This window comes from Endozoicomonas sp. 8E, assembly GCF_032883915.1.
GTDB lineage: Bacteria > Pseudomonadota > Gammaproteobacteria > Pseudomonadales > Endozoicomonadaceae > Endozoicomonas_A.
In genome coordinates, this window is sequence record NZ_CP120717.1 from 5778480 (window position 1) to 5792958 (window position 14479).

General features: G+C 45.5%; 8 protein-coding genes. 7 read left to right on the plus strand and 1 reads right to left on the minus strand.

What is annotated here, in order from left to right; translation table 11 throughout:
* The first annotated feature begins 61 nt into the window (after positions 1–61).
* Both P6910_RS20285 and P6910_RS20290 read left to right on the plus strand, forming a co-directional pair.
* A complete protein-coding gene (locus tag P6910_RS20285; RefSeq protein WP_317143068.1) occupies positions 62–2053 on the plus strand; it encodes an F-box/WD40 repeat-containing protein in 1992 nt (663 codons plus the stop codon).
* A gap of 126 nt (positions 2054–2179) precedes the next feature.
* Positions 2180–4114, plus strand: coding sequence for an F-box/WD repeat-containing protein (locus P6910_RS20290; RefSeq protein ID WP_317143069.1), 1935 nt, complete (start codon positions 2180–2182; stop codon positions 4112–4114).
* Here the strand turns inward: P6910_RS20290 and P6910_RS20295 are convergent.
* Positions 4064–4831, minus strand: a complete 768-nt coding sequence (locus P6910_RS20295; RefSeq protein WP_317143070.1) for a hypothetical protein — start codon at positions 4829–4831, stop codon at positions 4064–4066. The genes P6910_RS20290 and P6910_RS20295 overlap by 51 nt on opposite strands.
* A gap of 520 nt (positions 4832–5351) precedes the next feature.
* On the opposite strand from P6910_RS20295, the gene P6910_RS20300 reads away from it, so the two are divergent.
* The 5 genes from P6910_RS20300 to P6910_RS20320 all read left to right on the plus strand — a co-directional run bounded on the left by P6910_RS20300 (position 5352) and on the right by P6910_RS20320 (position 14199).
* The gene (locus P6910_RS20300) at positions 5352–7181 is read left to right on the plus strand and encodes a hypothetical protein (protein ID WP_317143071.1); all 1830 of its coding nucleotides are present in this window, start codon (positions 5352–5354) and stop codon (positions 7179–7181) included.
* Positions 7182–7680: 499 nt separating this feature from the next.
* Positions 7681–9492, plus strand: a complete 1812-nt coding sequence (locus P6910_RS20305; protein ID WP_317143072.1) for a WD40 repeat domain-containing protein — start codon at positions 7681–7683, stop codon at positions 9490–9492.
* A gap of 313 nt (positions 9493–9805) precedes the next feature.
* Complete coding sequence (locus tag P6910_RS20310; RefSeq protein ID WP_317143073.1) at positions 9806–11509, plus strand: hypothetical protein; 1704 nt, start codon at positions 9806–9808, stop codon at positions 11507–11509.
* 203 nt (positions 11510–11712) lie between these two features.
* Positions 11713–13524 carry a hypothetical protein gene (locus P6910_RS20315; protein WP_317143074.1) on the plus strand — a complete coding sequence of 604 codons (1812 nt, stop codon included), beginning with the start codon at positions 11713–11715 and terminating at the stop codon, positions 13522–13524.
* Between the two features lie 69 nt (positions 13525–13593).
* Entirely contained in the window at positions 13594–14199 is a 606-nt protein-coding gene (locus tag P6910_RS20320; RefSeq protein ID WP_317143075.1) for an RING finger domain-containing protein, read from the plus strand.
* Positions 14200–14479: the final 280 nt, after the last annotated feature.

Sequence of the window (14479 nt, forward strand, 5' to 3'; positions counted from 1 at the left end):
CACAATCAATTTTGAATATCCTTGCCAACCAGGGATAAATAACAATCATGGAAAAGGAACTATGGATTGCTCAAATAGCAGCTCCTGCAATATTGCTCCACGCCCATCAACACCTGTTCAATCATCATCAGATACACCAAGTGGTACCATTATGGGCAAGAACGTCATTGAACGTGACAAGAATGAGTTTTCATTATTGCTCGATTTACCCGAGGATATACAATCCAAAATTTTTACTTATTTGCGGGCTCGCGATATTGTCCATTTAACACGGGTAAATTCATGCATTAACAACAGGCTCAAAAATGATGATGCAATGGCAAGGGCATGGTATCGCCGGTTTGCTTCATCACACCAGACTCGTCTAAAGACAATTGTCACTACAAAAGATAAAGATGAACTCCAAAAATGGTTAAAGCGTTTTACAAATGATGAGGCATTAATCAAGTCAATCATGGATCGCCAGGCAAGTATTCACTTTCCTGCCTTGTTCTTTTCCACTCTCACTAAACTGATGTGTCAATGTAAAGCATTTAAATTAGAGACTAAAGCCAGCATCCCCTGTATTACCAGAGAACACTTAGCTGCCTTCAGCGCTGATGGACGCCACCTGGTGATCGAATGTGACTATGAGGCCTGTAAAATCTATGGTCAGGAGAGCGATGGAACATGGCAAGCAAAAGGCACTATCTCCCATAATCGGATTGTCAGATCAGTCACCTTCAGTGCCAATAGCTGCTATGTAGTGACCACTAGTATGGATGGCAAGGCGAAAGTTTATGGCAAAAAGGACCAACGATCATGGGAAGAAAAAGCCACTATTTCCCATGACCATGATCAGTGGGTCAAATCAGCCACCTTCAGCCCCGATAGCAGCCATGTGTTGACCTACAGTGACGACGGCAAAGCGAAAATCTATGGCAAGAAGGACGAACAATCATGGGAAGAAAAAGCCACTATTTCCCATGACTCCAGAGTCAGTTTTGCCACCTTCAGCAAAGATGGTCGCTATGCAGTAACCACCAGCTGGGATCAAATGGCAAAAATCTATGGCCAGAGTGACGATGGGTCATGGACAGAAAAAGCCATCATTCCCCATGATGACAATGTCTACACAGCCACCTTCAGCCCCGATAGCCGCTACGTGGTGACCGCCAGTCTGGACAGGAAAGCGAAAATCTACGGCCAGATAGACGATGGGTCATGGCTGGAAAAGGCCATTGTTTCTCATTTTGTCTCAGTCACCTTCAGCTCCGATAGTCGCCATGTGGCGATCACCAGAGATAATGGCAGTGCACAGATCTATAGACTGGATGCCGATGGATCATGGGAAGAAGAAGCCATCATTTCCCATAATGGAAAGGTCAAGTCAGTCAAATTCAGTCCCGATAGTCGCTGTTTAATGACCTCTGGTGACGATGACAAGGCGATAATCTCTGGCCAGGATAAAAACGGATCATGGCAAGAAAAAGCCATCATTTCCGATTACCTGAGTAACTGCTCAGCTGGTACAACAGCCTGGAAGTTTCTTGAATCAATTTCCGGTTACCTAAGGAAGTGCTCAGCCAAATTCAGCGCCGATAGCCGCCATGTGGTGACCGCCACTTTAGATGACAAAGCGAAAATCTATGGTAAGAAGGACGATGGATCATGGGAAGAAAAAGCCATCATTCCACATAACAAAAATGTCTACTTTGCCAAATTCAGCCCCGATAGCCGTCATGTCATCACCTGCAGCAATGATCTCACGATGAAAATCTATGGCCTGAAGATCGATGGATCATGGAGAGAAAAAGCCATCATCTCCCATGATAGTTTTATTACATTAGCAACCTTTAGTGTCGATAGCCGCCATTTGATCACTACCAGTTTCACTGGAACAGTGAAAATTGTTGGTCAGAACAGCGATGGATTATGGGAAGAAAAAGCCAGCATTTCCCATCCTGATATTATCCGATCAGCCACCCTCAGCGCCGATGACCATTTGTTGACCATCCATGGCACGAACACGGCGAGCATCACTGAACTAAGTATGAATGATTGCTGTTACTAGCAGCCATAGCAATCGAACTTTCTAACTCCCTTTTGCGCTAAAGATTATTGTGAACTTTCCTACTAAAACCGACTCTAAGCTGCAGAATCAATTTTGAATATCCTTGCCAACCATGGAAAACGAACTATGGATTGCTCAAATAGCAGCTCCTGCAATATTACTCCACGCCCATCAACACTTGGTCAATCACCATCAGATACTCCAAGTGGTACCGCTATGGGCAAGAACGTCATTGAACGTGACAAGAAAGAGTTTTCATTATTGCTCGATTTACCCGATGATATACAATCCAAAATTTTTACTTATTTGCAGGCTCGTGATATTGCCCATTTAAGACGGGTAAATTCAGCCATTAACAACAGGCTCGAAAATGATGATGGAATGGCAATAGCGTGGTATCGCCAGTTGGCTTCATCATACCAGGCTTGTCTAAAGACAATCGTCGCTACAAAAGATAAAGATGAACTCCAGAAATGGTTGCAGCGTTTTACAAAGGATGAGGCATTAATCAATGCCACCATGGATCGCCAGGCAAGTATTCACTTTCCTGCTTTATTCTTTTCCACTCTTAATAAACTGACGTGTCAATATAAAACATTTAAATTAGAGTCTAAAACCACCCTCCCCTGTAACACTTCAGAGGACTTGGCTTCCTTCAGCGCCGATGGCCGCCACCTGGTGATCGCCTGTGACTCCAAAACCTGTAAAATCTATGGCAAGGAGAGCGATGAATCATGGGTAGCAAAAGGCACTATCTCCCATGATGAGCAAGTCAGATCAGTCACCTTCAGTGCCAATAGCCACTATGTAGTGACCGCTGGCATGGATGGCAAGGCGAAAATTTATGGCAAGAAGGACGAACGATCATGGGAAGAAAAAGCCACTATTTCCCACAGATACTGGGTCCGCTCAGCCACCTTCAGCCCCGATAGCTGCCATGTGTTGACCTTCAGTAACGACGGCAAAGCGAAAATCTATGGCAAGAAGGACGAACGATCATGGGAAGAAAAAGCCACTATTTCTCATGATGATGAGGTCCATTTTGCCACCTTCAGCAAAGATGGTCGCTATGTAGTAACCACCAGTTGGGATCACAGGGCAAAAATCTACGGCCAGAGTGACGATGGGTCATGGGCAGAAAAAGCCATCATTCCCCATGATGACATTCTCTACACAGCCAGATTCAGCCCCGATAGCCGCTACGTGGTAAGCGCCAGCCTGGATAGCAAAGCGAAAATCTATGGCAGGAAGAACGATGGGTCATGGCTGGAAATAGCCATTATTTCCCTTTTTGCCTCAGTCACCTTCAGCTCCGATAGTCGCCATGTGGTGATCACCAGAGAAAATGGCAGTGCAACAATCCATAGACTGGATGCCAATGGATCATGGGAAGAAACAGCCATCATTTCCCACAATGCAAAGGTCAAATCAGTCACATTCAGTCCCGATTGTCGCTGTCTAATGACCTCCAGTAACGATGGCAAGGCGATAATCTCTGGCCAGAATAAAGACGGACAATGGCAAGAAAAAGCCACCATTTCCCATATAAAAAGTGGCTTCTCACCCAAATTCAGCGCCGATAACCGCCATGTAGTGATCGCCAGTTCAGGTAACAAAGCGAACATCTATGGCAAGATGGACGATGGATCATGGGAAGAAAAAGTCATCATTTCTCATAGCAAAGGTGTCTACTATGCGACATTCAGCCCCGATTGCCACCATGTCATGACCTGCAGTAAAGATTTAACGGTGAAAATCCATGGCCTGGAGATTGATGGATCATGGGGAGAAAAAGCCATCATCTCCCATGACACGGGTATCAGATTAGCAGCCTTTAGTGCCGATGGCCGCTATGTGGTCACTGTCGGTTACGATGAAACAGTGAACATTTATGGTCATAACAGCGATGGATCATGGGAAGAAAAAGCCAGCATTTCCCATCCTGGTATTATCCTATCAGCCACCCTCAGCGCCGATGACCGTTTGTTGTTCATCCATAGCGCGGGCAAGTCAAGAGTCAATGAATACTCTCTGTTTCACACTAAATGTCGCCTCTTTTGATTCATGACTCTCAATAACTGAGAGCAATGGATCATTAAGTAACGATTTGGTCTGTAATGCCTTAAATTCAGTTTTTGCCGATTGATAACCGGGGGCACCAGGAGCATAATAGAGCTCATCAAATAAGGGGGTGGTCTCAGTAGCCAGAGACCAACTCACACCAGAAAAGCTATCTTGATTATCTTTAAGGGTATTGGTAACAGAAAATAGCACCTCCCCCTCATAACTAACATCATAATAAGAATTAAATAGTTGAGAAAGGCACGTCCCATCATTAATTTTTTGACTTTTTGAAATATTGCGAGGTTCAAGATATTCAAGTAATTGGATGACATTCTCAAGTACTTGGATACCCTGAGCAGGTGCTGTATTTCTACTACACCTATCTTTATTAATCAGATATTCTTGTTTCAGATTATCTAGGTAATTTATGATTCTTTTCACAGTTTCCCGGGCTTTTTTGTTTGCTGCGTCTATTTCGGTGCTCTCCTGGCTAGACACTACCCTCTGTTCAAGTGATGTGCTGGTGCTGGCAACCGCTCCCAACCTCTGACTTGAGTGATCAGGATCACCTCCGTTGACGGCACGCCTCGATGAAGAATCAATTTTGCCAGATGCCGTTGTAGTTCTTCCGAAGCAGACAGCCTCTGGTGATTCCTTCTCAGGCTTTGGTGAAAATAAACCAACAACGCCGGAATTGTTATCTACGTTATTCATATTTGATATCTCTTTAGTTAGCTTCGTTCTCACTTAGCAAGAATATTCAAAATTGATTCAATAGTTTTGAGTCGGTTTTGGAAAGTAAGTTCATAACATTGAAGTCAGTGCGATTAACAAACCTGTGAACAATCCAGCAGTACCTGCTCACGGACAAAGTATGAATCAAACTCCCGGAAAACATCATCTTGACTGCCAGTCGCGATCACAAGGTGAGGATCCATGACCTGGCTGACAATGCCATGATGACCGGGTCAACTCAGCCACCTTCAGCACCGATGGCCTTGTGTACAACTCTTTCCTACGCTAGGACCCACAGGGGCTGAAAGAATGGGAACCAGAGTTTTGCGACACCCTCTTGCTACGGATTGATCATTTTTCCGGACCAAAGTCCTGTTTCTTGTTCGTTACGATTAGATCAATAGTGTGAACTTTCTTACTAAAACCGGCTCTAAGCTGCAGAATCAATTTTGAATACCCTTGCCAATCAGGGATAAATAACAACTATGGAAAACGAACAATGGATCGCATAGATAACAAATCACCTGGAAGCACGCCAACCTCATCGACACTTGAACAACCTCCATCAATTACACCAATGGGTACCATTATGGGCAAGGACGTCATTGTACGTGACAAGAATGAGTTTTCATTATTGCTCGATTTACCCGAGCATATGCAATCCAAAATTTTCACTTATTTGCAGGCTCGTGATATTGCTCATTTAACACGGACAAATTCATCCATTAACAACAGGCTCAAAAATGATGCCACAATGGCAAGGGCGTGGTATCGCCGGTTTGCTTCATCACACCAGGCTCTACTAAAAACAATCGTCACTGCAAAAGATAAAGATGAACTCCGGAAATGGTTGCGGCGTTTTACAAAGGATGAGGCGTTAGTGAAGTCAATCATGGATCGCCAGGCCAGTATTCACTTTCCCGCTCTGTTCTTTTTCAGCCTCACTAATCTGATGTCTCAATGTAAAACATTTAAATTAGAGACAAAAGCCAGCCTCCCCTGTAATGGTGGGATGAACTCAGCTGTCATCAGCTCCGATGGCCGCCATGTGGTGACCCATACTGACGATACATGGATGAAAATCTTCAGCCAGAAGGGCGATGGGTTATGGCAACCAAAAGGCACTATCTTCCATGACGACTTCGTCATATCGTCCATCTTCAGCGCCAATGGCCGCTACCTGTTGACCGTCTATAACGATTACAAGGCGATAATCAGTGGCAAGAATGACGATGGATTATGGGAAGAAAAAACGACTATTAACCATCATCGCTTTGTCAACTCAGCCTTCTTCAGCGCCGATGATCGCTATGTAGTGACCGCCAGTTGCGATAAGAAGGCGAAAATTTATGGCCAGAAGGACGATGGATCATGGGAAGAAAAAGCCGTCATTCACCACGATTCCTGGGTCAATTCGGCAACCTTTAGTGCCGATAGCCGCTACGTATTGACGGCCAGTGAAGATGGCAAGGCGAAAATCTATGGCCTGAGGGACGATGGGTCATGGGCAGAAGAAGTCATTATTTCTCACGATGACCAGGTCGACTCAGCTAACTTCAGCGCAAGTGGCCGCTACGTGTTCACCCGCGCCGGAGATAAAAAGGTGAAAATCTATGGACTGGACGATGGGTTATGGGAAGAAAAAGCCACTATTTTCCATAACAGCCGGTTCTACTCAGCAGCTTTCAGCGCCAATGACGGCTATATATTGACTGCCAGTCACGATCACAAGGTGAGAATCCATGGCCTGACTGACAATGGATCATGGGAAGTAAAAGCCACCATTTCCCATAAAAAATGGGTCAACTCAGCCACCTTCAGCCCGGATAGCCGCCATGTGTTGACTGGCAGTCTAGATGGCAAGGCGAAAATCTATGGCCAGAAAGACAATGGTTCATGGGAAGAAGAAGCCATCATTTCTCATGAACACTGGGTCTTATCAGCTAGCTTCAGCGCTGATAGCCGCCATGTGATCACCTGCAGTGAAGATCACACGGTGAAAATCTACGGTCTGAAGTACGATGGAACATGGCAAGAAAAAGCCATCATCTCCCATGGCGATAGTATTAGATCAGCCACCTTTAGCGTCGATGGCCGCCATGTGGTTACTGCCAGTTTCGATGGCAAGGCGAAAATTTATGGTCAGAACTGCGATGGATCATGGGTAGAAAAAGCCACCCTTTCCTATCAAGGTACTGTCCTATTATCCACCTTTAGCAACGATGGCCTGGTATTGACCATCGACCGAACAGCCACCCCCAGCGCCAATGCCCTGGCGTATATCCACGATCGTGCGGCGAATATCACTGAACTAAGTATGAATGAATGATGGTTCGCTGTTCCATTCAGCCGTGTACCGAAGGCGCATCAGTTGGAGGATTCCGTTAGCCATACCAAAATTTCTGATTAGCCTCGATCTTGCTTTGTGCGGCTAATGTCTGCTGATATCAGATGGTTAGAAAAACTCACATTTCAGGAGTCCCGATTTTTAAATCAAACTTCACATTGCATTATTCATGGGCGTTCAGGGATAGATATTGAACTTTAATACTAAAACCGAGTCAAAATCATGGAATCAATATTAAGTACTCAGCCATACGAAATCGAATATTTCTGGCTTATTGGGCAGGTGCTCTGCAAGGCGCAACGACGGGAACATAGCAAGCTATGTGACCAGAGTTGCAACGCAGCACGACTGCATGGATGCAGGAGCAGTTGCCGCGAGTGCCTGAACAATGAGTCAGAAAATATGATTTCGTATGGTTGAGTACTTAAATACCCTTGTTATTCAAGGGTAAACACTGTCTATGGAGAAAGAGAAACGAACAATGGATTGCATAAATAAAAATTCCTGTGATATTACTCCACCCTCATCAACAACAGGTCAACCGCCGTCAGATACATCAAGTGGTACCATTATGGGCAAGAACGTCATTGTACGTGACGAGAGTGAGTTTTCATTTTTGCTCGATTTGCCCCCGGGAATACAATCCAAAATTTTCACCTATTTGCGCGCTCATGATATTACCCAATTAACACGGGCAAATTCACAAATTAACAACACACTCAAAAATGATGCTGCAATGGCAAAGGCATGGTATCGCCGTTTTGCTTCATCACACCAGAGTCTACTAAAGACATTTGTCGCTGCCAAAGATAAAGATGAACTCCAGAAATGGTTAAAGCGTTTTACAAAGGATGAAGCATTAGTGAAGTCAATCATGGATTACAAGGCGAGTATTCACTTTCCTGTCCTGTTCTATTTCACTCTCACTAAACTGATGACTCAATGTAAAACATTTGCATTAGAGACAAAAGCCACCCTTCCCTGTTATGGCGAGATCCCCTGTTATGGCGAGACCGGCTCAGCAACCTTCAGTACCGATGGTCGCCATCTGGTGAGCGTCAGGAATTATAAAACGGTGGAAATCTATGGCCAGAAGAGTGATGGATCATGGGAAGCAAAAGGCACTATCTGCCATGATAACCGTCTCAGATCGGTCACCTTCAGTGACGATGGCCGCCATATAGTGACCGCTGCTGAAGATTTCAAGGCGAAAATTTATGTCCAGAAAGACGAACAATCATGGGAAGAAAAAGCCACTATTTCCCATGATAACTGGGTCAATTCAGCCACCTTCAGCGCCGATAGCCGCCATGCGGTGAGCTGGAGTAAAGACGGCAAGGCGAAAATCTATGGCAAGAAAGACGAACGATCATGGGAAGAAAAAGCCACTATTTCCCATGATAACTGGGTCAATTCAGCCACCTTCAGCGTCGATAGTTGCTATGTAGTGACCGCCGCTGGAGACGGCAAGGCGAAAATCTATGGCAAGACAGACGAAGGATCATGGGAAGAAAAAGCCATTATTTCCCATAATGACTGGGTAAAATCAGCCACCTTCAGCACCAATGGCCGCTATGTGGTGACCGCCAGTGGAGATGGCACGGCGAAAATTTATGGCCAGGGGGACGATGGCCTGTGGACACAAAAAGCCATCATTACCCACGATATGTTAGTAGCATCGGCCACCTTCAGTACCGATGGCCGCCATGTGGTGACCGCCAGTTTTGATGGCAATGCGAAAATCTATGGCAAGAATAACGATGGGTCGTGGGTAGAGAAAGCTGTTATTCCCCATGACAACTGTGTCAGGACAGCCACCTTCAGCCCCGATGGTCGCTCTGTGAGGACGATCAGTGATGATCACATTGTGACAATCTATGGCCTGGAGGACGATGGTTCATGGGAAGAAAAAGCCGTCTTTTCCCATGATGAAGAGGTCAACTCAGCCACATTCAGCCCCGATAGCCGCTATTTGGTGACTTCCAGTGACGATGGCATAGCAATAATTTACGGCAAGAAGGACGATGGAACATGGGAAGAAAAAGACGCTATTTGCCATGATGATTGGGTCTTCTCAGCCACCTTCAGCCCCGATAGCCGACATGTGATCACCGCCAGTAGAGATGGCACTGCGATAATTTATGGTCGGCAGAGTGATGGAACCTGGGAAGAAAAAGCTATCATTTCCCATCATAGTTCGATCGAATCAGCCACCTTCTGCACGGACGGCCATGTGTTGACCATCCATGGCGATAGAACGTTGAAAATCACTGAACTGCAGATGAATGACTAATTGTTTGCTGTCACTCGTTAGCCGAGATCTGCATTATTCTTCTGCAACACCAGCTCAGCAGGATAACTTGCGCACCAGGGCACCCGCCAGGAATTCAACAAACCCTATTTCCAGACCCCACTGAGGATTATGAACTTTCCTACTAAAACCGACTCTAAGCTGCAGACTCAATTTTGAATATCCTCGCCAATCAGGGGTAAATAACAACGATGGAAAACGAACTATGGATTGCCTGAATAACAATTCCGGTAGAAGTACTCCACCCTCATCAAGACCGGGTCAACCACCATCAGATAGACCAGGTTGCAACACTATGGGCAGGAACGTCGTTGTACGTGACACGAATGAGTTTTCATTATTGCTCGATTTACCCGAGGATATACAATCCAAAATTTTTACTTATTTGCAGGCTCGTGATATTGCCCATTTAACACGGGCAAATTCATCCATTAACAACAGGCTCAAAAATGATGCTGCAATGGCAAGGGCATGGTTTCGCCGGTTGGCTTCATCACACCAGACTCGACTAAAGACAATTGTCGTTACTAAAGATAAAGATGAACTCCAGAAATGGTTAAAGCGTTTTACAAAGGATGAGGCATTAGTTAAGTCAATCATGGATCGCCAGGCGAGTATTTATTTTCCTGCTCTGTTCTTTTCCACTCTCACCAAACTGATGTCTGAATGTAAAACATTTAAATTAGAGACTAAAGCCAACATCCGCTGTAGTAGTCAACAGAACTCAGCTATCTTCAGTGCCGATGGCCGTCACCTGGTGATCGCCTGTGACTCTGGAACATGGAAAATCTATGGCCAGGAGAGCGATGGATCATGGGAAGCAAAAGGCACTATCTTCCATGATTACTCTTTCAAATCGGTCACCTTCAGTGCCGATGGCCGCTATGTGGTGGCTGTCTATATAGATGACAAGGCGATAATTTATGGCCAGAAGGACGAACGATCATGGGAAGAAGTGACTATTTCCCACGACGACTCGCTCTGCTCAGCCAGCTTCAGCAACGATAGCCGCTCTGTAGTGATCACCACTAAAAATAACAAGGCGAAAATTTATGGCAAGAAGGACGATGGCTCATGGATAAAAGAAGTCACTATTTCCCATGATAAACGGCTCCAGTCAGCCACCTTCAGCACCGATGGCAGCCATGTTGTGACCGCCAGTTTTGATGGCAAGGCGAAAATCTATAGCAAGAAGAACGATGGTTCATGGATAGAAAAAGCCATTATTTCCCATGATAAATGGGTCTTATCAGCCACCTTCAGCGCCGATGATCGCCACGTGGTGACCCGCAGTACTGATCGCAAGGTGAAAATCTATGACCTCAAGGCCGATGATTCGTGGGAAGAAAAAGCCATTATTTCTCATAATGAAGACGTCAACTCAGCGACATTCAGCGCCGATAACCGACACTTGGTGACCTCCAGTAACGATCGCAGAGCGATAATCTACGGCAAGAAGGACGATGGATCATGGGCAGAAAAAGCCACTATTTACCATGATAATTGGGTCTTCTCAGCCACCTTCAGCCCCGATAGCCGCTCTGTGGTCACCCGCGGTACAGACAGAGTGGCGAAAATCTATGGCCAGAAGGACGATGGATCGTGGGAAGAAAAAATGATCATCTCCCATTATTTGAAAATTATATCAGCAACTTTCAGCGTCGATGGCCGCCATGTGATCACCAGAGGTAAAGATAGCAAGGTGAAAATACGTGGCCATAAGGACAATGGATCCTGGGAGGAAAAAGCCATTATTTCCCATGTCTATGGTGATGTCATATTAGCAACCTTTAGCCTCGATGACCGCCATCTGGTCGCTGCCGGCAACCATAAAACGGTGAAAATTTGTGGCCTGGTAAGCGATGGAACATGGAAAATAAAAGCCGCCATTTCTCATCGCGAAGGGATCAGGGCAGCCATCTTCAGCGCCGATGGCCATGTGTTGACCATCCATGACGATGACACGGCGAAAATCACTGAACTATCAATGAATGACTGATCGTTTACTGTCACTCATTAGCCCAGACCTGCATTATTCTTCAACAACGCCTCTTTCCAGACCCCGCTGAGGCTACTTCCCAAACGCTTGGGGAGTCTCATGCAATATTGTGAACTTTCCTACTAAAACCGGCTCTAAGCTGCAGAATCAATTTTGAATATCCTTGTCAATCAGCGATAAATAACAACGATGGAAAACGAACTATGGATTGCCTGAATAACAATTCCGGTAGACGTACTCCACCCTCATCAATACCAGGTCAACCACCATCAGATACACCAGGTTGCACCACTATGGGCAGGAACGTCGTTGTACGTGACAAGAATGAGTTTTCATTATTGCTCGATTTACCCGAGGATATACAATCCAAAATTTTTACTTATTTGCAGGCTCGTGATATTGCCCATTTAACACGGGCAAATTCATCCATTAATAACAGGCTCAAAAATAATGCTGCAATGGCAAGGGCGTGGTATCGCCGGTTTGCTTCATCACACCAGACTCTACTAAAAACAATCGTCACTGCAAAAGATAAAGATGAACTCCAGAAATGGTTGCAGCGTTTTACAAAGGATGAAGCATTAGTTAAGTCAATCATGGATCGTCAGGCGAGTATTTATTTTCCTGCTCTGTTCTTTTTCACTCTCACTAAACTGATGTCTCAAAGCAAAACATTTAAATTAGAGACTAAAGCCAACATCCCCTGCAGTAGTTCAGAGCACTTAGCTGTCTTCAGCGGCGATGGCAGCCAAGTGGTGATCGCCTGTGACTCTAAAACATGGAAAATCTATGGCCAGGAGAGCGATGGATCATGGGAAGCAAAAGGCACTATCCCCAATAACTACCGTGTCAAATCGGTCACCTTCAGTGCTGATGGCCGCTATTTAGTGGCTACCAGTAAAGGTGGCAGGGCGAAAATTTATGGCAAGAAGGACGACCGATCCTGGGAAGAAGCAACGATTCCCCATGACGACTCTGTCCACTCAGCCACCTTCAGTCCCGATAGTCACTATGCAGCGACCGCCAGTAGAGATGGCAAGGCAAAAATTTATGGTCTGGAGGCCGATGGGTCATGGGTAGAGAAAGCCATCATTCGCCACAATAATTTTTTAAGCTCAGTCACCTTCAGCCCCGATAGCCGCCATGTGTTGACCGCCAGTTTTGGTGGCAAAGCGAAAATCTATGGCAAGAAGAACGATGGGTCATGGGCAGAAAAAGCCATTATTTCCCATGATAACCGGGTCAACTCAGACACCTTCAGTGCCGACGGTCGCCATGTGATGACCCGCAGTGCCGATAACAAGGTGAAAATCTATGGCCTGGAGGCCGATGGTTCATGGGAAGAAAAAGCCATCATTTCTCATGATGATGGAGTCTGGTCGGCCACCTTCAGCCCCAATAGCCACTGTGTGGTGACCGCCAGTATGGATGGCAGGGCGATCATCTACGGCAAGAACTACCATGGATCATGGGAAAAAAAAGCTATCATTACCCACGATGATTGGGTCTTCTCAGCCACCTTCAGCTCCGATAGCCGCTGTGTGGTCACCCGCGGTACAGATAGAGTGGCAAAAATCTACGGCCAGAAGGACGATGGATCATGGGAAGAAAAAATGATCATCTGCCATTACCTTAAGGTCTGCTCAGCCACATTCAGTGCCGATAGCCGCCATGTGATCACCAGCAGTGAGGATGAAACGGTGAAAATCTATAGCCGGAAGGACAATGGATCCTGGGAGAGAAAAGCTACCATTTCTCATGATAGTAGTATCGGACCGGCAACCTTCAGTATTGATGGCAACCATGTGGTCACCTGCGGTACCGATGGTAAGGGGATAATTTACGGCCTGGGGAGCGATGGATTATGGAAAGAAAAAGCAGTCATTTGCGATAATACTGAGATCAAATCAGCCATCTTTAGCATGGATGGCCATGTGTTGACTATCCATGGTGGTAACAGGGCGAAAATCACAAAACTATGGATGATTGACCGATCGTTTACTGTCACTCAATAAAATTTGGGGAACTTTTCTCCCGGTTTTTTATCTCATTATTACAATGAACAGAAATGGAGTTTATTTTCGATGAATGTTGCGGATGTATGTCAAATCTGTTTCGAGTCTTTTAATGAAAATGATAATGAAGATCTTCGATGTGATGATAAAGTAGTTCTCCCGTGTCATGATACTCATGTCTTTGGAAGAAAATGCATTGCTCAATGGTTTGACCGATCTAAGAAATGTCCTATTTGTAGGTCTGAAGTGCCATCATTTATCCTTGAGAGTATGCCTCCTACTCGTTCATTGCGTGAACGGGTAACCAGAAAAGTTTCTCAAATTGCTAATGATACTTTTATTTGTGCTGCTAGCTCTGCTCTTACTGCGGCAACCTTTATTGGTGCCCCCTGCATTATTAACTTTGCCACTGGTTTGGCTGGGGCTGGTGATGTTCAGTCTGCTTTGGCTGCTGGTGTAAGGACAGCCATTGTAACCGGATCTGTTTTTGGAGTGGCAAATAGCCTGGCTGACTTAAAACTTTTCGGGTTTACAGGTGCGGTTGTTGGCCTTGTCTGTTGTCCTATAGCTTATGCAAGTTATGGCTACCTTTCTGCTTCTCATTTTGCTGGTTTTGCTACTGGTGCATACGTTGGCGCAGTTTGGTCCTATATCAGTGCTGATATATACCCATAACCCGGGTGCAGCCCACCCATTGAGACAGAACCAACTTTTGCTGATCTGTTGGATTGGCTTTTAGTCGGATACCCCAGAGCATTTTATTGGTCACTACCTCGAAAAAGTCAGTAACAATGTCTAAGCAATTGTCACAGCAAGGCTAGCGCCTTGCAAAGGCTTGACCCGGCTCTAAAGAAGTGGGATTGCGCCCTTAATTTCGTTCAATTCACGCAAGAACCTCAACAGGCTGAGGTTGTTACAAAAGTAGCGAGCAAAGCACAGCACTTTTTCGACAGCC